Consider the following 24,283-nt stretch of genomic DNA (forward strand, 5'->3'; position numbering starts at 1 on the left):
AATGAAAACGATTATAAGTACGTTGCTTATTGCCACAGCATTAATGACATCGGCTGCTCAAGCCCGAGATGATATTAGTAAATACCCAATTCAAAAATTGTTAGAAACAACTAAAGCAAAAAATGCATTATTGGATATTCCACTTTACTTTGCTGACCAAAGTTATTCAAAAGAAAGCAGCAAATACGGTGAAGTAATCACTAATAAAAAAACCAATGCATTTGGTAAGTCTGATACTGAGGCATGTGAGTGGGTAATGTTAAGTGCACTTAAAGCATTACAAGAGCGTGCAGTAAAAGAAGGCATGAATGCAGTTGTTAATATTCAGTCATATTACAAAAAACGTGAGTTTGTTAGTAGTACTGAATTTGAATGCGGTGCGGGTACTATTATGGCCGGTGTTGCATTAAAAGGCACTTTAGTTAAGTTATAACTAACTGTTACTACTTTTTTGCTGTATAATTTGCGACCCTTGATAATGTGGCCGTAGGTTATACAGCATGAATTTTAAATCTTTTAGTTTCGCTCCTGAAATCATCCAGGCGTTGGACGAACTTAACTATCACACTCTTACGCCCATTCAGCGCGCAGCAATTCCAGCTGTTCGTAAAGGTAAAGACGTTTTAGCCAGTGCACAAACTGGTACCGGTAAAACTGCCGCGTTTGCTTTACCTATCATCCAAAAATTGGTTGAGTCTGAACTCAGCACTACTAATGCTCCTCATGCATTAGTTCTTGCCCCTACTCGTGAGCTTGCAGAGCAAATTGCTAATAATTTTAGAGACTTTGCAAAGCATACTTCACTTAAAGTAGTTAGTTTATTTGGTGGTGTTAGTACCGCTGGTCAAGCTAATTCACTTAAAGAAGGCGTAGATGTAGTTGTTGCTACACCAGGTCGTTTATTTGACCATATTCGTTTAGGTAACTTAAGCCTCGCGAATGTTAAGCATCTTGTTCTTGATGAAGCTGACCGTATGCTCGATATGGGCTTTATTGAAGATATGCAAAACGTGATTAAAAGCTGTGCAGAAGAGCGCCAGATTTTACTTTTCTCAGCTACTTTCCCTGCAGCAATTAAACAATTTGCATCTAAAGTATTGAAACAAGCTGAAATAGTTCGTGTTGATCAAACTAACAGTACAGCAAGTACAGTTGAGCATGTTGTTTACCCAGTTGAAGAGCGCCGTAAGCAAGAGTTACTTTCTGAGCTGATTGGTAAGAAAAACTGGCAACAAGTGCTTGTATTCGTAAACATGAAAGAAACAGCTGACGAGCTTGTTAAAGAGCTTAACCTTGATGGTATTCCTGCTAGCGTTTGTCATGGTGATAAGTCTCAGGGTAATCGCCGTCGTGCCTTACGTGAATTTAAAGAAGGCAAAGTACGCGTATTAGTAGCTACTGAAGTTGCTGCTCGTGGTATTGATATTGATGGCTTGCCTCGTGTAATCAATATTGATCTACCTTGGCTTGCAGAGGATTATGTTCACCGTATAGGTCGTACTGGTCGTGCTGGTAGACAAGGTCAAGCAATCTCATTTGTTAGCCGCGAAGAAGAAAATACATTATTTGAAATTGAAACGTTAATCGGTCAAAAAATCAAACGTGTATATTTAGAAGGTTATGAAGTAAGTAATCGCGAAGTGCTAATTGATAAAATTGGTAAAAAGCCAGCACATTTACGTCGTACACGTTCTAATAAATTATCTGGACAAGCGACGGGTGAAGCACGTGCGGTTAATCGCTCACGCATCTCAAGCATTCGTAAAAACTTAAAAGGCGAAAAATTGTCACTTAAAAAGTAACAGTTAACGCAGTTAAGTTTTTAAAAACCTGAGTTTACTCAGGTTTTTTTATGTCTTTAGAAAGTACTTTATCAATAATTTGAGCATAAGCGTAAGCTGCATACTCACCATTTATATCTGCGATAATTGATAACCCAACAGGTAAATGTTCTACTCTACCAACAGGCAAGGTAATGTGTGTTGTTCCAGCAATGGCAGGTAATGAACTGCTATTGTTTTTAGTACTATCGCCATTAATCAAATCAGTTTTCCAGGCTGGGGATGTTGTGGGTGCAATAACTATATCCAATATTTTATTACTGTATAGATTAGTAATTGCTTTTGTTGCAACAGAACGATAACGTGATTTAATTTGACGATATTTACGTTTTTCATCTAAGTTAATAGCATTAGATTGAATTAAAATATTCTGCCCAAAATGAGGCATTTCAATTTCTTTATTCTTTTCATTAAAATCAATTAAATTGCTCAAACTTTTTACGGTGACTTCTTTTGGCGTGTTTTTAAGGTATTGATTAATTTCATTCTTAAAGTCATAAAGTAGAATGTAGTATTCATCAGCTAATAATGTGTCTAAATTATCGGTTATGATAATGTTGACAAGTATATGCCCTGCAGCTTTTAAAGCTTGAATTTGTTTAGCATAGACTTTTTGTGTTTCAACTGTGAACTTATCACTTGGTAATACGCCAATAATGAGGGGTTGTTTATTCTTTATGATTGCCGGCTTTAGTTTAAAATTGGTCGTTGAAGGGTCAAGCCTATCTATGCCTTGTATTACAGATAAAACTGTTAGAGCATCATTTAAAGAGTGAGTCATTGGACCAATAGAATCTTGACTACTTGAAAGAGGTATACTGCCTGACCTAGATACTTGACCCATACTTGGTTTTATAGCATATATACCGTTAACAGAGGCAGGGCTTGTAATAGAACCATCTGTTTCAGTGCCAAGTGCTACAGGGGCTAAATTAAGCGCTATTGCAACGGCTGAACCGGAACTAGAACCCCAAGGACTTCGCGTTATATCGTGTGCGTTATTAGTTTGCCCTGCTATGCCACTCCAACCTGAAGATGAGAAAGACGACCGAAAGTTAGCCCATTCACTTAAGTTGGTTTTCCCTAAGATAATAGCGCCGGCACTGCGTAATTTTTTAACTACAAAGGCATCATTATTTGTAACGTTATTTTTAAGTGCTAAAGAACCAGCTGTTGTGGGAAGAGTACCTATAGTTTCTATATTATCTTTAAGTAGAACGGGAATACCATGTAAAGGTCCTGCCCATAAACCTCTTTCAGCCAGATTATCAAGAACCCTAGCTTGTTTTAATGCTGTAGGTTCGATGCTAATTACAGCATTATATTGTGGGTTAAGCTCTTTAATACGCTTAATATATAGCAGCGTAAGTTGTTCAGCATTAATGATTTTATTTTTGTAAGCGTTATGAATTTCGCCAATTGTTTTTAGCTCTTGTGCTTTTATATTAAATGTTACGAATATGCTTATAAATATTAGAAGGCTAATTTGTTTTTTAGTCATTATTAAAAGTAACTTAGTGTTTTACATATTTTACATAAAAAAAGCCTCACAATGTGAGGCTTTTCTACAAAGAGGGTATTAAGTAAGTTTAAGCGTTTTCTAGCATAGACAGCGCAACCGCCTCAGCTGCTTTAATACCATCAATGCCAGCTGATAAAATACCGCCAGCGTAACCTGCACCTTCACCTGCAGGGTAAAGCCCTTTAGTATTAATGCTTTGGAACGTTTTATCGCGTTTAATACTGATTGGCGACGAAGTACGTGTTTCGACACCGGTTAGTAAACCGTCGTTAGTAGAAAAACCACGGATTTGTTTATTAAACGCAGGTATAGCTTCGCGAAGAGCATCAATAGCAAATTGCGGTAGTACCTTACTTAAATCAGTTAACTTAATACCAGGGGTGTAAGATGGTTGTACTTCACCTAACTCTGCAGATGATTTACCTTTTAAGAAGTCACCAATTAATTGTGCTGGTGCATCGTAGTTGCTACCACCAAGCTCGTAAGCTTGCTCTTCAAGTTTACGTTGTAAGTCTATACCTGCAAGCGGATCACCAGGAAAATCCTGCTCTGGAGAAATACCTACAACAATAGCGCTGTTAGCATTGCGCTCACTTCGCGAATATTGGCTCATGCCATTGGTTACAACACGTCCTTCTTCAGAGGTTGCCGCTACAACAGTACCGCCTGGGCACATACAAAAGCTGTAAACTGTGCGACCATTATCACAATGGTGAACAAGTTTATAATCGGCAGAGCCTAAAATAGGGTTACCTGCATTTGTACCAAAACGGCATTCATCGATCATTGATTGTTTATGTTCGATTCTAAAACCGACTGAGAATGGCTTTGCTTCAACGTAAATGCCTTTTTTGTGGATCATGTCAAACGTGTCACGAGCACTGTGACCTACAGCTAATACAACATGGCGAGTATTTAACTGCTCACCATTTGAAAGCGTTAAGCCTGTTACTTGCCCATCATCTAAATGAATGTCGTCAACACGTGTACTAAAGCGAATTTCACCACCGAGTTCTATTATGCGGGCACGCATTTTTTCAATCATGGTAACAAGTTTAAATGTACCAATATGTGGCTTACTTACGTATAAAATTTCATCCGGTGCGCCAGCTTCTACAAACTCAGTTATGACTTTACGACCATAATGTTTTGGATCTTTTACTTGGCTGTATAATTTACCATCTGAGAAAGTACCTGCGCCACCTTCACCAAACTGTACGTTTGATTCTGTATTAAGTGTACGTTTACGCCAAAATCCAAACGTGTCTTTTGTACGTTCACGTACTTCTTTTCCACGTTCTAATATAATGGGATTAAAGCCCATTTGAGCAAGCAGTAAACCAGCAAACAAACCACAAGGACCAAAGCCAATAACAACAGGGCGCTCTGTAATGTTTTCTCCGGCTTGTGCTACAAATTTATAGTTTGTATCGGGTGCTGTTTTTACGTGCTGATCTTTTTCAAACGCAGCTAATAAATCAGTTTCGTTATCAACTTCTATATCGAGTGTATAGATAAGTAAAATTGCTGTTTTTTTACGTGCATCGTAACCACGTTTAAATACATTAAAGCTATGCAGTTGTTCAGGTTGGATTTTAAGTTTATTTACAATTGCTTGTCCAATTGCATTTTCGTCATGATCAAGTGGCAGCTTTATTTCGGTTAAACGTATCATTTATATCTCTTTTAGGTGTCATAGCGGGATTTAATTTACCGCTCACAATAAGGGGGATGCAGGGCACAAAGTGTGTGCAAACATAAGCCGCGTATTTTACGTTAAAATAGTGCCATATGGCACTTATTTATTGTATTTTTGGGATGGATGGGTATGATCCGCACCTGTTGTTTTAAATATTAGGTATTAAACTATTATGGCGTTTGTAGTCACCGAAAATTGTATAAAATGTAAGTATACTGATTGTGTATCAGTGTGCCCTGCAGATGCATTTTTTGAAGGTCCTAATTTTTTAGCCATTAGCCCTATTGATTGTATTGATTGTGGCTTATGTGTACCTGAGTGCTCAGCCGATGCTATATTTCAAGAAGACGAATTACCTGAATCACAAAAAGAATTTACAGAGTTAAATGCAGAGCTTGCGCTCGTATGGCCACGTATTACAGAAGTAAAACCAGCACCGGACGATGCTGATATGTGGAATGGTGTTACAGATAAACTAAAACTTATTGAAACTTAACCTTTATACTTCGTTTAATTAATCCTTTATTATTAATTAGTTAATAAATTGCGTATTTAGTTTTTCAAAGTATTAACAAATCTATCCAGTTAAATTACAATCCAGCTTAGAAATCATTCTTATTGAATGAATGTAGTCTAAATGGATGTTTATGCAGTACTTTATAACTATAAAAAAACAAATTTACCTCTTTTTTCTAAGTAGCACTTTATTACTTTCTAGCTTTAACACTTTTGCTGACAAACAACACTTTTCACTTACTCGACTTGATCAAAGTATTACTGTTGACGGGGTTATGGATGAACCTCATTGGATCAATGCCACATACATTCCTATAGTTTATCAAGATGAGCCAAATGAAAAGGGCACACCTCCAGTAAAAACGGATGCTTATTTATACGAAGATGGCAGCAGCTTATATGTTGCTTTTATTGCCCAAGATCCAGACCCATCACAAATGCGCGCCTCTCTTCGTGACAGAGATACACTTTGGGAAGATGACGCTGTTATTCTTGTTATTGATACTTTTAACGATGAGCGAACAGGTTATGAGTTTCACGTAAATCCGCTTGGTGCACAAGGCGATATACGAATGACAGATACTGATGGCTGGAGTTCTGATACCTCATGGGATGCTATTTGGGATAGTGCCGGACAAATTACCGATCAAGGTTATGTTGTTGAAATGCGGATCCCTTTTAAAGCGCTGCGTTTCCCTGAAAATAAAAAAGAATTAACGTGGGGTTTTTCAGTAATGAGAAATTATCAACGTGACGTATTTTATCAGTTATCAAACATGGGCTTTGATAGAAATATAAAATGCAGCCTATGCCAATTTGATAAATTAATTGGTTTCAACGATATTGAATCAAGTAAAAATGTTCAAATAACGCCTACGTTAACTGCGCTTCGTAATGATTCAAAACCTCAAGTACCAGGTGATTGGGACAATGGTGATTTAGACACCGAAATTGGCTTAGATTTACGATGGGGTTTAACAAACGACGCCGTTATTAATGCAACAATCAACCCTGATTTTTCTCAAATCGAAACAGATTCTTTAGAGCTTGATGTTAACACTACATTTTCTATTTATTATGCTGAAAAACGTCCATTCTTTTTAGATGGAGCATCGTATTTCAAAAGTAGTTTATTTGAACTTTTATATACGCGAACTATTGCAGAACCCACGTTAGGTGCAAAGTTAACAGGTAAAACGGGAGATCATAGTTATGCATTGATGTTAGCTGATGATGATAATAGTAATATTTTACTTCCAACAAACCAAGGTTCTGGCTTTGCAAGTCTTAACGATAAAACAAATGCAGCTGCAGCAAGATATCAATTTGATATGGGTGAACAGGGTATAATTGGTCTTACAAGTACGCACCGAGAAAGTGATGATTATCATAATACTGTTTTTTCGATTGATGGGAGCTATTGGTTTAATCAATCAGATACTCTTTTATATCAAGCATCGACAGCTGACACCCGTAACTCTGAATTTTTAATTGAAAATTATAATACGTCTGAAACACAGTCAGACCAAGCGTATGCGTTGGAATTAACTCGTGATAAACGTGACTATAAATTATTTTCATATTATGAAAATATTGGTCAAGACTATCGGACTGACTTAGGCTATCAGGCTAAAGTAGATTACGAAAAAGTGGGGTTTGGTGGCGGACAAACATGGTATAGAGACGAAGCTGATTTGCTAACTTCATGGTCGTACGAAGCAGAATGGGATAAAACATGGGCACAAAATGGTGACTTACTTGAAGAAGAATACGAGGGTTTTTTAAGTTTTAAAGGTCAAAAACAATCTATTTTTGAAATTGGTTTAGTGCACCGTTATGAAAATTATAACGACAATTTTTATAATCAAAATATTGGTTATATTTACACTGGGTTTAAACCCACTAAAGATTTAAAGTTATCACTATATATTGAATACGCTAGCCGAATTGACTATGCAAACGAGCAGTTAGGCGATGCTTTTGATACACAAACGCAAGTAGTGTGGGATATTAACGATCATTGGCAAATGGACCTAAAACACAATTACAGCCAGTTAGATGCGCCAGATGGTGAACGTATTTTTACCGCGAACCTTATAGATTTTAGACTTTATTATAAATTTAGTATGCGCTCTATGCTTAAGTTAATATTACAGTTTGAAGATATTGACCGAAATGAAGATGCTTATTTTTATCAGGTAAGTCAAATTAATAAAGACTACGGCAGCCAACTTGTTTACTCATATAAAATTAACGCACAAACGCTATTTTATTTAGGTTATTCAGATAAAGGCTATCAAGATGATTCACTTAAGAGTGTTGAGCGAGATCAGCGTACGTTTTTTACAAAAGTTAGTTATGCATGGCAACTTTAATAATTAGTAATAGGTTGATTGATATTTACGCTATTTATATTAATTAGCTTAAAAACTGAGGTCTTACCAGCAGTTTTTATCAGTCATATTATTGTAACTAATTACTATGTAGTACATTATTACTTGCGTGGTACTAAAAGTAGGCGATATAATCTCTCTTTAGTTTGGGTTTAATAGGAAAGAAAACGTAGATGGATTTTCATAATGAATAAATTTAAGCCGATGGTTGCTCTATTTGTTATTGTTATTTTATTTGGCTTTTGTCTAAATATAGAATTAACGAGTCAAATTAATCGTATAAATTTATTTCAATCGAAAATAGATATACGCACTTTTAATATTAGCAGTACAGATCTTGATATGGCACCTTGGTACAACCCTGTACTTAATGGTCATTATATAATCCATCAGCCCAACATGGATTATTTGTTAATAAAAACAACTGACACTGAATTTGTAGCTGCAAATGCTAACAGCTTAATCATGATGGCTTTAAGTTCTCCTTTTAACTTTTTAATGGTATTTATCGCATTTTTTGGTTTTGCTGTGTATGTAAAAAAAGAGCGAAGAAAAAGCTTTTATAAAAATAAAATTAAACAATTAAATACCCAAACCAATAGTTTATTAAATGCATTTAACTTAAAAAGTAAACTTTCAGAAAATCCCAACGGAATAACAAACCTTGGCCAATCTATAAATACTTTAAATACACACGTTGCAAATTACGTTAAACAAACACAAACCAGTATATGCCAAGATAAGCTAACACTTTTAATTGACCGACATGCATACATAGAGCATATAGATAGACAAATTAATCACACCGAAAATGACACTCTTAAATGCGCATTACTGTTTATAGACTTAGATGGTTTTAAACAAGTAAATGACTCGTTTGGGCACAGCTTTGGTGATGAAATTTTGGTTCAAGTAGCTACTCGTTTAACCAATGTATTGCGCCATCATAAATTAAGTCATATCAACAGTGCTAACCAGCTTGAGCAAAATTTATCGCGTTTAGGTGGTGATGAGTTTTCAATATTTATTGAATCGTTAGAGACAGATGAAAAAGTTGTTGATATAGCAAAGCACGTCCTTAGTGAGCTTGAAAAAGATTTTGTACTTGGTAATAAAATTGTAAAAATTAGTGCAAGTATTGGTATTGCCGCTTATCCAGAGAGTGCATCTACCCCTCAAGCATTATTGCAGTTAGCTGATGTTGCAATGTACCGTGCTAAAAGTGATGGTAAAGGTATTTTTAAAGTTTACTCTCCTGAAATGGGTAACAAAATGCGACGTTACCACTATTTACTCGAAGAATTACGATTAGCAGTAGCCTGTAAAGATTTTTACTTAGCTTTTCAACCAATTGTGCATGTTGAAGATTGCATGATTGATTACTTTGAAGCGCTTACTCGTTGGGATCACCCTATAGAGGGAATGATCCCTCCTTCTGAATTTATACCTATAGCAGAAGAGTCTAATTTAATTTTAGAGTTGGGCGATTGGATAATGCTTGAATCGTGTAGGCAGATGGCTGCTTGGCATAATGCCGGTATGCGAAAAGTTAAAATATCAGTTAATGTTTCAGGGGTACAATTAAAGCATCGTGATGTTTATGATTGGATAATGAAAAAGCTTAAGAAAACAGGTCTACCTGCTAAGTCACTTATGTTAGAAATTACAGAGTCGACATTTATAAAAGCAAATCCACTGATGATTAAAGATCTTGAAAGATTAAGAAAAGAGGGGGTGACTATTGCTATTGATGATTTTGGCACGGGTTTTAGTTCTCTTAGTACACTTGCTGATTTACCAATAGATGTTATTAAAATAGACCGTTCTTTCATAACTCAAGCTAATAAGAGCCAAAAATATAACGATATATTAAATACAATAAGTGAGCTTGGTCAAAAGTTAGGTCTCAAAATTGTAGCTGAAGGGGTAGAGGACATAGCACAATTTGAATTAGTTAAAAAAATAGGTGTTAGTTCAGTACAAGGTTATTTGGTGAGTCGACCAGAGTCATCTGTAAACGTAGGTAATAAAGTGTTACGTAATAACACAAGTAACCTTTCAGCTTCGGGTTCAAGTGCTTGGGAAATACCTTCATCATAATAAGTATTTTATAAATAATGCTTTATTAAAAAGCATTAAGCATACTTTTAGTAATGTAAGAGCTTAAAATATCTTTATATGACATTACATCTTTGTATTAGTAAATCTACTAAATATAAATACACGTTACATAACCACGGCTTAATTTAAAAACTCCTATACCACTTTAAATTTAACTTTGTTATAAGCCAGTGCTCTTAGCATTAAGAGGTTTAATGACTAAATATATTGGCGTAATAGATTAAGTAGGATGATTTAAATATCTTGTAAAACCTATAACTAAAATTATAAATGCTAAATACAACCTGCTAAAAATCACACTTCTTCAATTACCTTTTAAATTTTTGTGCGTAGTTAAATCCCTTTCGTTCATCGTTATATGAACTAAGGTAACAATTGCAGCTAAAAATTTAGAGTAGGTCATTCTTTATTAAATGTTGTTTAAAATTTTAATGAATAGAAGTTAAGTAGAGTGGATAACATTGTGTAAATTACGTGTGCTTTTTACTTAAAGATAAGGGGTGTAGTTGTTATTCTCATAATATTAATTGGTGAAGGTGTAAATAAAATATAAAAAAGAGCCACAAAAGTGGCTCTTTTAAATGAGTATTACTTATAAATCAAATGTACGTGAAATAGCTAAAACAATACGCTCATCAGAATAATCGTAATCTAAGCTGGTATCTTCAGCCGCTACTTCAATATTAAAACCTTCGTAACTAGTTTGATAAGCTAGGCGGTAATGTCTGTATGATTTTTTCTGGTTTACATCCCACTCCCATTTGTCGCCATCAAGTGAGTTTGATATATCAAAGCTGGCACGTAGAGCGTGGTTTGGTGCTAGCTCGTACGTGTGTGCAATCATTGATATTACATGACCCGCACCGGTTCCAAAGTAGTCCCAGCTGTACCAAAAGTTAAGTTCAGTTTGACCATACTCACTCGCATAACCAAATTTAGTGTATGTTTCTGCGTAATTAAAATCGCTGTTGTTACCTTGGTAAGTATAATAAGCGATACCGTAATCTGCACTAAATTGCTCATTTAGTTGTACATATTTACCTACATAAGCATCAAGTTCAAAATCAGTGTCATCACCAAAATCAACATTTGAAGCCCATACGCCAGCATATACGCCGCTATCAAAAGCATAGTCTAAGCTGCCTTGAATTGCTGGGTCGCTATCCGTTTGGCTTACACCGTTAAACGTATAATCAGACGCTGCTGTGATTGTTGTTGACCAATCAGCTGCTGCGGTTGTTGATAAAAGTGCAAATGGTAGTGCTACTACAAGTTGTTTTAGTTTGTTATTCATTGTTTATCCCTAGTGTACAGTGTCTATTTTTGTGTAATCAATTTTATTTTCTTTTGGTGAGCTATCAATATTAGTTACTGTTTTAAATTTGTTATAGCCAATAAATGCGGCACAAATAAAGAACAAACCAATTACTAATGCACCTACCCATTGAATTTGTAAAAATTCTAATTTAAATAATAGCGTCAATAACGATAGGGCAATAACGTTCATCGCCATGTACTTTGTTTTACCAAAACGTTTTACAGTTAAATTAAGGTTATCTGTATATAAGCGCACTAACGAATCAAGTGAGTTAATTACAAATACAATACCTACAAACACCATCGCAAAGTTTTTAATACCCTGAGTCGAAATGCCTGCTTCGTGGTATTGGTATAACACGCTAAACCAGATTGCAATTGGAATTGAAGGAAAGATTAACATTGCACCAAGTACTTGGTATGTTTTAAGACCCCCGACAAAACGTGATGTAAATTGACCAATCATTATGCTCCATGCGAACCACCAGAATAAATAAAACTCATGATAGTCATTAAGCGGTAAAACAAATTCATTAATATTAGCGAAATACGTTCCGATTGATCCTAGGTTATCTGTAAATGCTGACATCTCATTGTCGCCCATTGCAAAAGCGCCAACCCACATAAAGGCAATCAATGCTAAAAACAGCCACGTAGTAGAAATACTTAAAATACGAACATATTTAATATCTGTACTCGAGTACACAGCAAAACAAATAGCAGCGAATACGATTAGATAAAACTCAGGAGCTACACTTGAATCATCAGCCAATCCAGGTAAATACCAAGATAAATTGTTCAATAATAAATAAGCGGTGAATGCGCATGTACCAATAATTACAACATTATTGATAAATTTAACCCAAGGAATTTCGAAAAATTTAACTTTAGGTTCTATTACACAGAAATAAAAGCACGTAAGAAAGTAAAATCCCCAGATTAAAAATCCCCAGTAGCCAAACTCAATAGCCAGTGGATTTGCAAACGCGTATTCTGGGCTTGCTTTTATGTCTGCATAACCTGCAAACTCGGTTAAAGGAAACATTATAAGACCTACATCAAGGCCTGACGTAAATAGTATAGCGATAAAAGTAAACGTTTTTACCGGTGTTACACCTACTACTCGAACATTACCCCATTTAAGTAAGATAATAATAACCGCTAGTAAAGTAAAAATGATGCCTGCATTAAGCCAAATAGTCATTGTTACCCTCCAGTAATGAATAAAAATAATTCATAAGCACTCCGTATTTTATTGTTTTATTCTTGCATTAACACAACGTAACCTATTTACATCGTGTGCCACTGCAAGGCGCCCTTTGGTTTAGCCCGACGAGACTAAACCAAGCGAGTGGCTAAAGTTAGATCTCCGTACTACGTTGTGTTTCTTGCCAATTAGAATTTATGGCAACATTCACATCCGATTTCTGTAATGGGTTTTTACCTAAGATTATGTCAGCTGCTTTTTCGGCAACCATAATAGTAGGCGCATTCAAGTTTCCGTTAGGAACAGTTGGGAAGATAGATGAGTCAACAACACGTAGTCCTTCAATACCATGTACTTGGGTATTAGAATTAACAACGGCCATATCGTCTTCACCCATTTTGCACGAGCAAGAAGGGTGGTATGCGCTTTCTACGGCTTGGCGTACAAAGGCATCTATTTCTTCATCTGTTTGAATATGTTTACCTGGTTGAATTTCTTCATCGCGGTATTCATCAAAAGCATTTTGCTCAATTATATCGCGCGTTAAGCGCACACAGGCTCTAAAGCCTTCAATATCGTCTTGATGCTCAAGGTAATTAAATAAAATGGTTGGTGGCTGCTCTGGGTTAGCTGAAGCTATAGTGACACTACCACGGCTTTTTGGTTTGTTATGACCAACATGTACCTGAAAACCATGACCAGCAAATGCACTTCTGCCATCGTAACGCATAGCGGCTGGCAAAAAGTGATACTGAATATCAGGCCATTCAACACCTGGTTTTGAGCGAATAAACGCACACGATTCAAAATGATTCGTTGCACCTAAACCTGAACGCGTTAATAACCAACGAGCTCCAATCAAACCTTTTGAAATAAGACCTAGCTTGCCATTGAGTGTAATAGGTTGCTTACACTTGTATTGAAAGTAAAACTCAAGATGATCTTGTAAGTTTTGACCAACACCAGGTAAATGATGCTGTACTTCAACGCCTGCTTTTTCAAGCGTTTGAGTATCACCAATACCAGAGAGTTGTAAAATATGTGGAGAGCCGATAGGGCCTGCACTTAATATAACGTCTTTTGCAGCATGTGCAGTTTTAACGTCGCCATTTACTTTGTATTCAATGCCAGTGGCTTTTTTACCATCTAAAATCACGCGTTGTGCTAGTGCACCAGTAATAATAGTTAAATTACTACGCGATTTAACAGGGTCTAAGTACTCACGAGAAGCAGAGCTGCGCACGCCGTCTTTTACGGTCATGTGCATCGGGCCAAAACCCTCTTGCTGCGAAGCATTGTAATCATCAGTAGAAGCATAACCCGCTTGAACACCTGCTTTTATAAAGGTGCGATAAAGTGGATTTTGCATTTCGTTGCCGTTATTAACGCCAAGCGGGCCTTTGCCACCACGGTAAGTATTTTCACCAAGGTAAAAGCTTTCTGCTTTTTGAAAATACGGTAAACATGATTGGTAATCCCAACCGTTTGCACCGTGTTGCTGCCATTCGTCAAAATCTTTTGCGTGGCCACGTACATATACCATGCCATTAATAGATGACGAGCCGCCTAATACTTTACCGCGAGGACAATGCATTTCCCGATTATCTAAATGAGGTTCTGGTTGTGTATGAAACTGCCATGCATATTTGTCACTATTCATAGGAATAGATAACGCGGTTGGCATTTTTATAAAAATACTTTTATCGCTACCGCCAGTTTCAAGTAGTAATACACGGTTACTTGAATCTTCAGACAAACGGTTTGCTAAAACACAACCAGCCGAACCCGCACCAACAATAATATAGTCGTAATGATTACTCATAGTAGGGCGCCTTAAAATGGGCTTTCTATGTCGGTCATACCAACATAAATAGACTTAGTTTGTGTGTAATGATCAAGTGTTTCTATGCCATTTTCACGACCAATACCCGATTGCTTATAACCGCCAACTGGCATTTCAGCAGGTGAGTTACCGTAAGCATTAATCCAACAAATACCCGCTTGTAATTGGTGTATAACGCGGTGTGCGCGTTTAATATCGCTAGTAAATACACCTGCGGCTAAACCAAGGTGAGTGCCGTTAGCACGTGCAATAACATCGTCTTCGTCTTCAAAAACAAGCACGCTCATTACCGGACCAAATATTTCTTCTTTAACGATAGTCATGTCGTCATTACAATCAATAAACACAGTCGGTGCTACAAAATAGCCATTAGGGGCAGATTCCGGAGACAGTGTTGTGCCACCAGTTAATAGCGTTGCGCCTTCTTCGATGCCTTTATTAACGTAGCTCATTACTAAATCTTGATGCTTTTTAGAGATAAGTGCGCCAAAGTTTGTATTTAAATCTTGAGGGTCACCGGCAATAATGTTTTTCTCAGTGCGCGCTTTAAGCTCATCAATAAACTGCTGATATACATTTTTATGAACGTAAATACGTGTACAGTTAGTACATATTTCGCCTTGCGTATAAAAATTACCTAACATCGCAGCGCTAACAGCTTGCTCAATATTGGCATCATCAAAAACTAATAGCGGAGATTTACCACCAAGTTCCATCGTTACATCTTTTAAAGTACCCGCAGCGCTTGCCACTACTTTTTTACCTGTGCCTACTTCACCAGTGAACGATACCTTATCAATCTCACTGTGCTGTGTTAGCCACTGACCTACATCGCCCGCACCTTGAACAATATTAAACACACCAGCCGGTACACCAGCTTCAACAAATACTTCTGCAAGTTTTAGTGCACCTAGTGGCGTTTCCTCTGATGGTTTGAATATAAACGCATTACCAGCAGCGAGAGCAGGGCCCGACTTCCAACATGCAATTTGCAAAGGGTAGTTCCATGCACCAATACCAGCACATATACCTAATGGTTCTTTGCGTGTGTAATAAAAATCGTTGCCAACCATTTGTTGCTGGCCTACTTGTGCAGGAGCTAAACCAGCAAAGTATTCAATTACATCAGCGCCAGTTTCTATATCAACACAATTTGCTTCTTGCATTGGTTTACCAGTATCGAGTACTTCTATTAGTGCTAACTCATCGTTGCGTTCGCGTAACAAAGCAACGGCTTTTAATAAAATACGACTACGTTCAATTGGCGCCATTGCTGACCATTGAGCAAAACCTTGTTTTGCGCTTTCAATAGCTGCGTTTTGAATAAATTCATCAGCAATTTCTACTGCGTAAATAACCTCACCCGTTGCCGGATTTGTTACATCAAATGTTTTGCCGCTTTGGTTTGCAAGGAAATGGCCGTTAATAAAATTTTGATAGACAGGTGTAGTCACGCTAGGCTCCATATTGCTTTATGAGTGAATGTACATAGCTTTTTGCTAAATCTTCACTGTGTTTAAACTGGTTATTATCTGATTTACTAAGTACTGCTCTTAACCATAGGCCATCGATCATTGCGGCGCTAAGTTCAGCAGCTTGTTTGGCTTGCTCTGTAGGCATTAATTGCTTAAAAGAGAATGCTAAATTACTTTGCAAGCGGTTACTGTTTACATTTTGTAATCTGTGTAGTTCAGGGTCGTGCATTGATTGAGCCCAAAAGCTCAACCATGTTCTAGTGGTGTCACCGCGTTGCTGAACAAGTGCAAAGTTGGCTTCAACTATAAACATCAACCTCTGTACTGGGCTTGTATTACTATCAACTTTCCCAATTAACTCTTTATTAAGATTTGAGAGTAGGTATCTAACAGTGGCTTCAATGAGCCCTTGTTTGCCACCAAAATAATGACTAATTATGCCAGACGATAAACCTGCATTTTTACTAATGCTATTTATCGTTGTTCCTTGCAATCCACGCATTGCAACCGACTCTATTGTCGCGTCAATTAACTGCTGACGCCTGACAGGTTCCATTCCAACTTTAGGCATAATTATTATTAATTGAACGTTCAATAAACATAAGCTTAAGGTAATAGCTCTAATAATTCAAGGCTAAAGTAAATTACTAGATGCTAAAATGTAGATAGATTATTAACAAAAACACACGAAAGCCCGTAAAGTTAGTGCTTAAAGGAGGTGCTTATAATTCATTAAAAAACAAATGGTTAGGCTTTGCTTTGACGAGGGGGATGGTTGTAACGTATTCTTTACTTGTTCGCATTAATAAAACGATTAAAAATAATGTTAGTACGGTAATGATTAGAGTACTAATAGTATTATTTTAATACAATGGGTCAATAATGGAACAATTACTTAGTACACTAATAAACTTTGAAAGAAGGAATGATTGCTAAAAGCAACCTAATTAGACCATGCACATCTAGCTAAAGTTGCTGTTAAAACTAAATGTAAGCAATACGCCAATTTAATGATCTATTGTATTTATTAACCCTTTAAAAAGCAGAGGGTAGCGTCTTAATCTGTTTCCTATATAGTCATCAGCCAATATTTGTTGGCAAATAAAATCAATATCTTCGCTTGCTTCAAAAACCCAATCAAAGCGCTCTATGGCGAGTAAAAAGCCACGCTTTAAATGGGCTTGGGAGCGATACTGCTCCAAATTGCTTTTAATAATAGAAACTTTGCTAGGATTAGCTCTAAGCTCTTCTACTACTTGATTTATAAAAGTAGTATTGAGCTTACTGGTAGGGCGGTGTCTGCGTTTTCGTGGGTGCATTAGCTCTCGTTTGCAATGTTATATAATTTTTTTAAAAAGTCGTCTTTATGCTTTTCATGTTCGTAGTCAAGGTGGTAAGTATTATGAAAACCAAAGCGCAGTTCAACGCCGCTACCTTGTAGATATACTGTGTAGCCATCTACGTCTGAATAAGCAGTAACACCTTGATAATGCTTGCCTTCATCAGTCATTTCACCTTTTTGAATTATACGTTCATATACGGCTAAAATCTGTTTATTGTCGATTTCGTTTTTCATGTTTTATGCCCTTCCTTTAGTAACTCATACGATATAGATATGAGGGTCGATCATCTTAAAAACAATAGCTAAAAAATTGTGATATTACTTTGTAATTTAGCTTTTTTAAATTATGCTCAAAACTCATTTATTTTTGAGCTTACACCATGATAGACAAGGCGTTACTACTTAAAACTCGAGAGTTATCAGATCAATTAATTGCTCTGCAAACACCCATTAGAATACTTGATGCTATTAATTGGGATAAGCAAACTAAAGAGGAATTTTTTAGACAAAAATGTCAAAAAAATCCACTTATAGACCGCGCATATTACCAACAGCGCGATCTTGGATTTGTACCTAGCGAGTTACGCCAAGCGTTTTCTACTTTGCACCGCAACATTATTAATCAATTGGGGCAGTTGAATCCGATTGCTCAATATATGGGAAAAATGTGCACCGAGTATAAAACGGTATTAAGTATGCTTGAATATCGTGGCACGCCTGAGTTTCATGACTTATCGGTGGAGTTATTTGGTCACCCTAAAGATTTATTTCATGCGGGTGAGCCATCACTATCTGAACTAGCTAATATGTTAGAGCAGCCATTACAAAACTTATTAGTTGCAGACATACTGCCTGATGATCCAAAAAACATTGATGCGGTTGATGCTGTGCGCATTTTGTCTGAGCAAGTTAATGCAAGTATGACGGGTATAAATGTAGAAGTAATGCTTAGCGATGGCATTGTCAGTGATGCTGCAGCGGGTGCTAATAATATAAAACTAAATCAAGATGTTAAGTTTTCTCAGCGGGAACTTGATATTTTAGAAGTTCACGAAGGGTGGATACATGTAGGCACAACTCAAAATGGTTTGGCTCAGCCGTATTTAACATGTTTAAGTAAAGGCACGCCTAGCTCTACTATTACCCAAGAAGGCTTAGCGGTACTAACCGAAATTATTACTTTAAAATCGACTCCAAGGCGCTTATCTAAATTAGTTAACCGTATTCAAGCGGTTACAAAGGTAATTGACGGTGCTGAATTTGTAGATATTTACCGTGACTATGTAGCGCAAGGTTTATCAAAAGATGACAGTTACACACTAGCGCAGCGTGTATTTAGAGGCAGTACGCCAACAGGTCTGCCTTTTACAAAAGATATTGCCTACATTAAAGGCTTTGTACTGGTATATAACTTAATTCGCGTAGCAATACAGTTAGGTCGAATCGATAGACTGCCTTTATTACTCGTGGGTAAAATATCGATAGATGACTTTAGATTAATATCTCAACTGCATGATTTAGGTGTAATAGAAAGCCCTAAGTTTGTGCCACCTCACTTTAAAGATTTGCGTGGTTTGGCAACCTGGTTGAGCTTCGGTCGTTTTATTGGTGACTTATCGTTTGAAAAGTTAGAAAACGACTATAAGCCGCTATTTTTATAATTAATCAATATACTTATCGACATAAAAAAAGCCCATAACGGGCTTTTAAAATAAAGTACTTTAGGTTTTGCTATCGAGCGTTAGTGCTTTCAAATATTTTGTCAGCTGAGGCTGCAACAAAACCAGTATAAAGCTCGCCATCTGCTTTAGGATAACGAATAGCAAACTCATAAAAACAGCTAGGAATACTCATATCACCGTCACTAAAGGTCACTGAATATTCATCAGCCAGTGTTGACGATTGCTCTAGTAACACCTCTGGTGAGCCTTTAACTTCGCCGCCTGATGTATTGAGCGAAAAGCCAGCATCTTTAAGGGCTTGGTTAACATCTTCAATGTTATCAAACTTAGCAAGCGTATTAATATTTACAGTAAAGTGGTTAGCGCGGTAGCCCCACGCCGACATCCACGCTGCATATTCGCTTTCAGCTAGCAGCTGCTTATAAGTATCGGTGCTTACTTGCCAATGCGTGCCTGAATACAAAAAGTTATCAGCAGTAACAGCACTTTCATCAATTTTATCAACCATGTCGGTTACGATAGCTTGTAACTCTGGCGAGCATTTTTCTACTAGTAGCTCAGAAATAAATACTTTTGGCTGATTCGGATCGCTATGCTCGTAGTGCTTTGCATAGAGTTTTTTAGCTTCAAAATGGTACTCACCACATTCTTTGTAACCAATAGCTAAAAAATGAGCTGCGAGCTTTTCAAGACCTACTTTTTCGATATTAAATGTACGCAGCGCAATATGATCGTTAATAATGTCATCTTTTTGCGTTGACCCTAAAAGGTCATGAATTTTGTCTGCCGATGGTGTTACGTTTAAGTAGTTTTTCCAAAGACTCTCAAATAATGTGTTTACATCAGTATGCATGTTAAATCCTTAAATCCTTAAATCTAAAATTTTGGTTTTATTGCTTATTCAATTACCAAGCCTGGCGCTAGGGTTTGCGGTAAGCTCACTTTGTCTGACTCAACAGATGCTACAGGGTATGCACAGTAATCAGCGGCGTAATAGGCACTTGCTCTGTGATTACCACTGGCGCCTATGCCGCCAAATGGAGCTGCGCTAGAGGCACCCGTAATAGGGTGGTTCCAGTTAACAATACCTGCACGAATGCGCTTTAAAAAGTGAGTGTAATCATCTTCGTTATCAGCTAGTAAACCTGCAGATAAGCCAAAGCTTGTGTTATTGGCTTCAATGATTGCGCTGTCAAAGTCATCAAAGCGATACACTTTAATTAGCGGTCCAAAATGTTCTTCATCGGGCATGTCGGTAATGTTTGTTACATCAATAATGCCTGGGCTTACAAAACCGGTGCCTGATTTTAATTGCTTAAGTTCAACAAGGATTTGTGCGCCTTTTGAGACTAATTCACTTTGCGCAGCGACCATACCCAGTGCTGCTTTTTCGCTTATCATTGCACCCATAAAAGGCTGCACTGTAGCAAAGCTGTCGTCTACAACTATGTTTTTAGTCGCGCTTATTAGCTTTTCTAAAATAGCATCGCCATTGAGCGATTTTTCAATAAATAAGCGGCGTGCACACGTACAGCGCTGACCTGAGGTAATAAAGCCTGATTGAATAATATCGTGCACAGCAGCGCTTACATCACTCACATCTTTTACAATAAGGGGGTTATTACCGCCCATTTCAAGCGCTAAAATCTTACCGGGGTGTCCAGCAAACTGTTTATGTAATAAGTGACCTGTGTTTGAGCTACCAGTAAAAAATAAGCCATCTATGTCTTGATGAGAGGCAAGTGCTTTACCTGTTTCAATTTCACCTTGCACAAGGTTAATAACACCTGCTGGTAAGCCCGCTTTTAGCCAAAGTGAGAGCGTAAATTCTGCAACGTGCGGCGTCAGTTCTGATGGCTTAAATACCACGGTGTTGCCTGCTAAAATTGCAGGAACAATATGCCCGTTTGGTAAATGTCCCGGAAAGTTATACGGGCCAAAAATAGCCACAACACCATGCGGTTTGTGTCTAATAAACGCTTTAGCACCGGGCATTGGGTTTTCGGTTGTACCAGTACGCTCATGATACGCTTTAACTGAAATAGCTACTTTGCCTGTCATTGCGCCCACTTCGGTGCGGGTTTCCCATAATGGCTTACCTGTTTCGCGTGCAATTATGGTCGCAAATTCTTCACTGTGTTCTTTTAATTGTGCTGCGAAGTTTTCAAGAATGGCTATACGCTCTCCAAGTGGCTTGTCTGCCCATTGTAATTGCGCAGCTCTGGCTGCTTTGATAGCTGAATCTACTTGATCAGCGTTTGCGCCATTACCTTGCCATACCACATCGCCATTACTTGGATTGATTGACTCAAATGCTGGACCAAGGCCCACATGCCACTGGTTATTAATTAGGTGTGTATTCATAAATAATTTACAGGCGGAAAAATCGCGCTGCATCTCCTTGGCTTAAATTAAGCGCCTTAGCTACATCTTGGCTAATGACGAGGGTATGTTTTGCATGATTGTAATGTGCGTCTTTGGTAAATGTTGCTCTAAAGCCACTTACGCCTTGATTACATACAGCCAGCGTATCAGAGCTATTTTGTGATATGTGATCAAGCTCACCAATAGTAATAGGGCAAACTTGAGAGTCGCGAATGCTGCGAATATTACCAAGCTTTGCTTCAACCGTTGGACCTGCGTCAAATAAGTCAACGTAGCCTCTGTGCTCAAAACCTTCTTTTTCTAATAATTTTAGCGCAGGTTTTGTTTTTTCATGCACATGCCCAATAACTGCTTGGGCTTTTTTGCTAAGCAAGTTCACATAAATAGGGTATTTAGGCATTAACTCGCTAATAAATACCTTATCGCCTAAGCCAACTAAGTGATCCGCCTCTGGAAATTCGATACTAAAAAAGTGCTCTTGCAGCCATTGCCAAAAAGGAGAATGGCCGTCTTCGTCGCTAACACCGCGCATTTCTGCGATAACAGTATCGGCAAAACGCTCGCTATGCTGAGCCATAAACAAAAAGCGTGAACGCGATAAAAATCGCCCCGTTAAACCTTTGCGGCTATTTTCGCGCAAAAATAATGTGCATATTTCAGAGCAACCTGTGTAGTCGTTACACATGCTTAAAATATCAACGGTGTTATATACATTTAAAGTAGGCGAGTGGTGTACTGTTTTACCTAAATGATAATGATATAAAGGCACCGATAAACCTACCGCAGCTTCTATAGCGGTTGTGCCAATAACGTCACCTGTTTCACTGTCTTCTAAAACAAATAAATAGCTTTCATCAAGTGGCTGGTTAATGTTTTTGGCAAAGCTTTTTTCAGCACGTTCAATTTTTTCTTTAAGCTGTGCATCGTCCACAGGTAAAGAGGTAAACCCATGACCGGATTCAATCGCTATTTGTTTAAGCGCGTCAAAATCATTGGCAGTAATAGGACGTAATACTTGCATTTATTGCTTGCTCCAATAGCACGCCTGTAGGCGTGCTAATTTAAACTATATTAACCGTTTACTACATCGCTAACGGCTTTTTCAAAGCGCGCTAAGCCTTCTTTAATATCTTCAAACGGAATAACTAAAGACGGTGTAAAGCGAATTACATTCATGCCAGCTACAAGGTTCATTAAACCATTATTAGCACTGGCTACTAAAAAGTCGCGTGCACGTCCTTCAAATTTGTCATTTAGTACTGCGCCAATTAATAAGCCTTTACCACGTACTTCGCTAAATACGTTGTATTTTTCGTTAATTGCGTTTAATCCGTCACGGAATAATTGCTCGCGCTCTTTAACACCGTTTAGTACGTCTGGTGTATTTACTGTATCAAATGCCGCTTCAGCAACAGCACAAGCAAGTGCGTTTCCGCCATAAGTAGAACCGTGAGTACCAATTTTTAAATGCTCAGCAATTGGTGTACGAGTGATCATAGCGCCAATTGGAAAACCACCACCCAATGCTTTTGCCGTTGTTAAAATGTCAGGAACAACACCTAAACCTTCATAAGCGTATAAATCGCCTGTGCGACCAACACCCGTTTGTACTTCATCAAAAATAAGTAACGCGTTATGTTTAGTACAAAGTTCACGTACTTTTTTAGCAAATTCATCTGTTGGTGAAATAATACCGCCTTCACCTTGTAATGGTTCCATCATAACAGCACATGTTTTATCGCTGATCAGCGCTTCAAATGCCGCTATATCGTTAAAATCACAATGTACTATGTCAGCTGGTTTTGGACCAAAGCCATCTGAATAAGCAGCTTGCCCGCCCACAGTGACTGTGAAAAATGTTCGACCATGGAAACCTTTATTAAATGCAATTATTTGCGTTTTTTCAGCGCCATATACGTCCAATGCATAACGACGAGCTAACTTAAGCGCTGCTTCATTGGCTTCTGCGCCTGAGTTTGCAAAGTAAACTTTATCAGCAAATGTTGCTTCAACCATTTTTTGAGCTAAACGAAGTGCTGGCTCATTGGTCATAACATTTGATAAATGCCAAATTTTTTCGCCTTGCTCTTTTAATGCTTTTACTAATGCAGGATGACAGTGACCCAAACAGTTAACGGCAATACCACCAGCAAAATCGATAAACTCGTTATTATTTTGATCCCAAACGCGCGAACCTTCACCACGAACTGGAATAATTGCTGATGGATTATAGTTTGGTACCATTACGTCGTTAAATAAGTCTCTTGTTACTTGCATTTTTACACCTAAATTTTGTGGCTGTTTAAAAAGAATTGTTGCTAAAACAAAGAAGAATATAGCCTGTATTCTTCAGCAAGCTTGATATTATTTTGTATAGAGTGTCATTATCGAACGTTAGAGGTTAAATTTGCAGTGCTATTTTGTGAAAAATGATTAGAATAAAAGGCAAAATAACGAAAGTAATGTGCATTATGATAACTCCACAAGACGAAAAGCTATTATCTATATTAAAAACAAATGCTAGAGCGAGTATTTCAGACTTAGCAAGGCATCTCAATCTTTCGCGCTCTACCGTACAAAGTAGAATGTTAAAGCTTGAGGAAACCGGTGTAATTAAAGGGTATAGCGTAGATTATGGAGATGATTATTTAAGCAAAATGGTGTCGGCGCATGTATCTATTAAGGTAAGACAAAAGCTAACAACAAAAACTAATTTAGAATTAAAACAAATTGATGCTATTTCACAGCTGTATGCCATAAGTGGTGAATTTGATTTAATTGCTGTAGTACAAGCGCAAAACTTAGAAAAGCTGAGTCACTTGCTCGATGATATTGGAAATCTTGATGGGGTAGAGCGCACAACATCTTCTGTTATTTTAGAAACAAAATTCAAGCGTTAAAGCTGTATAGTATTTTAAAAATATAAGCATTATGAAACGT

20 protein-coding genes are annotated in these 24,283 nt (G+C 37.5%); 7 read left to right on the top strand and 13 right to left on the bottom strand.

Features of this window, described 5'->3' with window-relative positions; translation table 11 throughout:
• Position 1: 1 nt before the first annotated feature.
• Both GQR56_RS06170 and GQR56_RS06175 read left to right on the top strand, forming a co-directional pair.
• Positions 2 to 433, top strand: a complete 432-nt coding sequence (locus tag GQR56_RS06170) for a hypothetical protein (protein ID WP_024611386.1) — start codon at positions 2 to 4, stop codon at positions 431 to 433.
• A 67-nt stretch (positions 434 to 500) separates the two neighbouring features.
• Positions 501 to 1,802 (top strand): DEAD/DEAH box helicase, encoded by a 1,302-nt coding sequence (locus GQR56_RS06175; RefSeq protein ID WP_166109559.1) that lies wholly within the window; start codon positions 501 to 503, stop codon positions 1,800 to 1,802.
• Positions 1,803 to 1,836: 34 nt separating this feature from the next.
• On the opposite strand, the gene GQR56_RS06180 is transcribed toward GQR56_RS06175, so the two are convergent.
• Positions 1,837 to 3,342, bottom strand: coding sequence for an amidase family protein (locus tag GQR56_RS06180; protein ID WP_166109561.1), 1,506 nt, complete (start codon positions 3,340 to 3,342; stop codon positions 1,837 to 1,839).
• An 88-nt stretch (positions 3,343 to 3,430) separates the two neighbouring features.
• Complete coding sequence (locus GQR56_RS06185) at positions 3,431 to 5,038, bottom strand: NAD(P)/FAD-dependent oxidoreductase (RefSeq protein WP_024611383.1); 1,608 nt, start codon at positions 5,036 to 5,038, stop codon at positions 3,431 to 3,433.
• A gap of 196 nt (positions 5,039 to 5,234) precedes the next feature.
• Here GQR56_RS06185 and fdxA point away from each other — a divergent pair, with 196 nt between their 5' ends.
• The 3 genes from fdxA (at position 5,235) to GQR56_RS06200 (ending at position 10,071) form a co-directional block, all read left to right on the top strand.
• Positions 5,235 to 5,558, top strand: a complete 324-nt coding sequence (gene fdxA, locus GQR56_RS06190) for a ferredoxin FdxA (protein ID WP_024611382.1) — start codon at positions 5,235 to 5,237, stop codon at positions 5,556 to 5,558.
• A 151-nt stretch (positions 5,559 to 5,709) separates the two neighbouring features.
• A complete protein-coding gene (locus GQR56_RS06195) occupies positions 5,710 to 7,953 on the top strand; it encodes a carbohydrate binding family 9 domain-containing protein (protein ID WP_166109563.1) in 2,244 nt (747 codons plus the stop codon).
• A gap of 204 nt (positions 7,954 to 8,157) precedes the next feature.
• The gene (locus tag GQR56_RS06200; protein WP_024611380.1) at positions 8,158 to 10,071 is read left to right on the top strand and encodes a bifunctional diguanylate cyclase/phosphodiesterase; all 1,914 of its coding nucleotides are present in this window, start codon (positions 8,158 to 8,160) and stop codon (positions 10,069 to 10,071) included.
• Between the two features lie 613 nt (positions 10,072 to 10,684).
• Here the strand turns inward: GQR56_RS06200 and GQR56_RS06205 are convergent.
• The 7 genes from GQR56_RS06205 to GQR56_RS06235 all read right to left on the bottom strand — a co-directional run bounded on the left by GQR56_RS06205 (position 10,685) and on the right by GQR56_RS06235 (position 17,510).
• On the bottom strand, positions 10,685 to 11,386 hold the full coding sequence (locus GQR56_RS06205; RefSeq protein ID WP_024611379.1) for a TorF family putative porin: 702 nt from the start codon (positions 11,384 to 11,386) through the stop codon (positions 10,685 to 10,687).
• A 9-nt stretch (positions 11,387 to 11,395) separates the two neighbouring features.
• On the bottom strand, positions 11,396 to 12,613 hold the full coding sequence (locus GQR56_RS06210) for a BCCT family transporter (RefSeq protein ID WP_166109565.1): 1,218 nt from the start codon (positions 12,611 to 12,613) through the stop codon (positions 11,396 to 11,398).
• 157 nt (positions 12,614 to 12,770) lie between these two features.
• Positions 12,771 to 14,438, bottom strand: a complete 1,668-nt coding sequence (gene betA / locus GQR56_RS06215; RefSeq protein WP_024611377.1) for a choline dehydrogenase — start codon at positions 14,436 to 14,438, stop codon at positions 12,771 to 12,773.
• Between the two features lie 11 nt (positions 14,439 to 14,449).
• Positions 14,450 to 15,913 (bottom strand): betaine-aldehyde dehydrogenase, encoded by a 1,464-nt coding sequence (betB, locus tag GQR56_RS06220; RefSeq protein ID WP_024611376.1) that lies wholly within the window; start codon positions 15,911 to 15,913, stop codon positions 14,450 to 14,452.
• A gap of 1 nt (position 15,914) precedes the next feature.
• Complete coding sequence (betI, locus tag GQR56_RS06225; RefSeq protein WP_024611375.1) at positions 15,915 to 16,490, bottom strand: transcriptional regulator BetI; 576 nt, start codon at positions 16,488 to 16,490, stop codon at positions 15,915 to 15,917.
• A 451-nt stretch (positions 16,491 to 16,941) separates the two neighbouring features.
• Positions 16,942 to 17,253 (bottom strand): hypothetical protein, encoded by a 312-nt coding sequence (locus GQR56_RS06230; protein WP_024611374.1) that lies wholly within the window; start codon positions 17,251 to 17,253, stop codon positions 16,942 to 16,944.
• Positions 17,253 to 17,510: a DUF3081 domain-containing protein gene (locus GQR56_RS06235; RefSeq protein WP_002958616.1), complete on the bottom strand. Its 258-nt coding sequence runs from the start codon at positions 17,508 to 17,510 to the stop codon at positions 17,253 to 17,255. The genes GQR56_RS06230 and GQR56_RS06235 overlap by 1 nt, the downstream gene beginning before the upstream one ends.
• Before the next feature lie 146 nt (positions 17,511 to 17,656).
• Here GQR56_RS06235 and GQR56_RS06240 point away from each other — a divergent pair, with 146 nt between their 5' ends.
• Positions 17,657 to 18,937, top strand: a complete 1,281-nt coding sequence (locus GQR56_RS06240) for a flavohemoglobin expression-modulating QEGLA motif protein (RefSeq protein ID WP_024611372.1) — start codon at positions 17,657 to 17,659, stop codon at positions 18,935 to 18,937.
• Between the two features lie 70 nt (positions 18,938 to 19,007).
• Here the strand turns inward: GQR56_RS06240 and GQR56_RS06245 are convergent, their stop codons facing one another.
• The 4 genes from GQR56_RS06245 to GQR56_RS06260 are packed head-to-tail and all read right to left on the bottom strand — an operon-like array spanning position 19,008 to position 23,620.
• A complete protein-coding gene (locus GQR56_RS06245) occupies positions 19,008 to 19,811 on the bottom strand; it encodes a DUF1338 domain-containing protein (protein WP_166109567.1) in 804 nt (267 codons plus the stop codon).
• A 44-nt stretch (positions 19,812 to 19,855) separates the two neighbouring features.
• Entirely contained in the window at positions 19,856 to 21,322 is a 1,467-nt protein-coding gene (gene astD / locus GQR56_RS06250; protein WP_166109569.1) for a succinylglutamate-semialdehyde dehydrogenase, read from the bottom strand.
• A 7-nt stretch (positions 21,323 to 21,329) separates the two neighbouring features.
• Complete coding sequence (gene astA / locus GQR56_RS06255) at positions 21,330 to 22,364, bottom strand: arginine N-succinyltransferase (RefSeq protein WP_007580762.1); 1,035 nt, start codon at positions 22,362 to 22,364, stop codon at positions 21,330 to 21,332.
• Between the two features lie 50 nt (positions 22,365 to 22,414).
• Positions 22,415 to 23,620 carry an aspartate aminotransferase family protein gene (locus tag GQR56_RS06260; RefSeq protein WP_166109571.1) on the bottom strand — a complete coding sequence of 402 codons (1,206 nt, stop codon included), beginning with the start codon at positions 23,618 to 23,620 and terminating at the stop codon, positions 22,415 to 22,417.
• A gap of 194 nt (positions 23,621 to 23,814) precedes the next feature.
• Here GQR56_RS06260 and GQR56_RS06265 point away from each other — a divergent pair, with 194 nt between their 5' ends.
• Entirely contained in the window at positions 23,815 to 24,243 is a 429-nt protein-coding gene (locus GQR56_RS06265; RefSeq protein WP_166109573.1) for an Lrp/AsnC family transcriptional regulator, read from the top strand.
• Positions 24,244 to 24,283: the final 40 nt, after the last annotated feature.

Origin of the sequence: Pseudoalteromonas sp. Z9A5 (genome assembly GCF_011378875.1) — a bacterium.
In the GTDB taxonomy this organism is placed as follows: Bacteria; Pseudomonadota; Gammaproteobacteria; order Enterobacterales; family Alteromonadaceae; genus Pseudoalteromonas.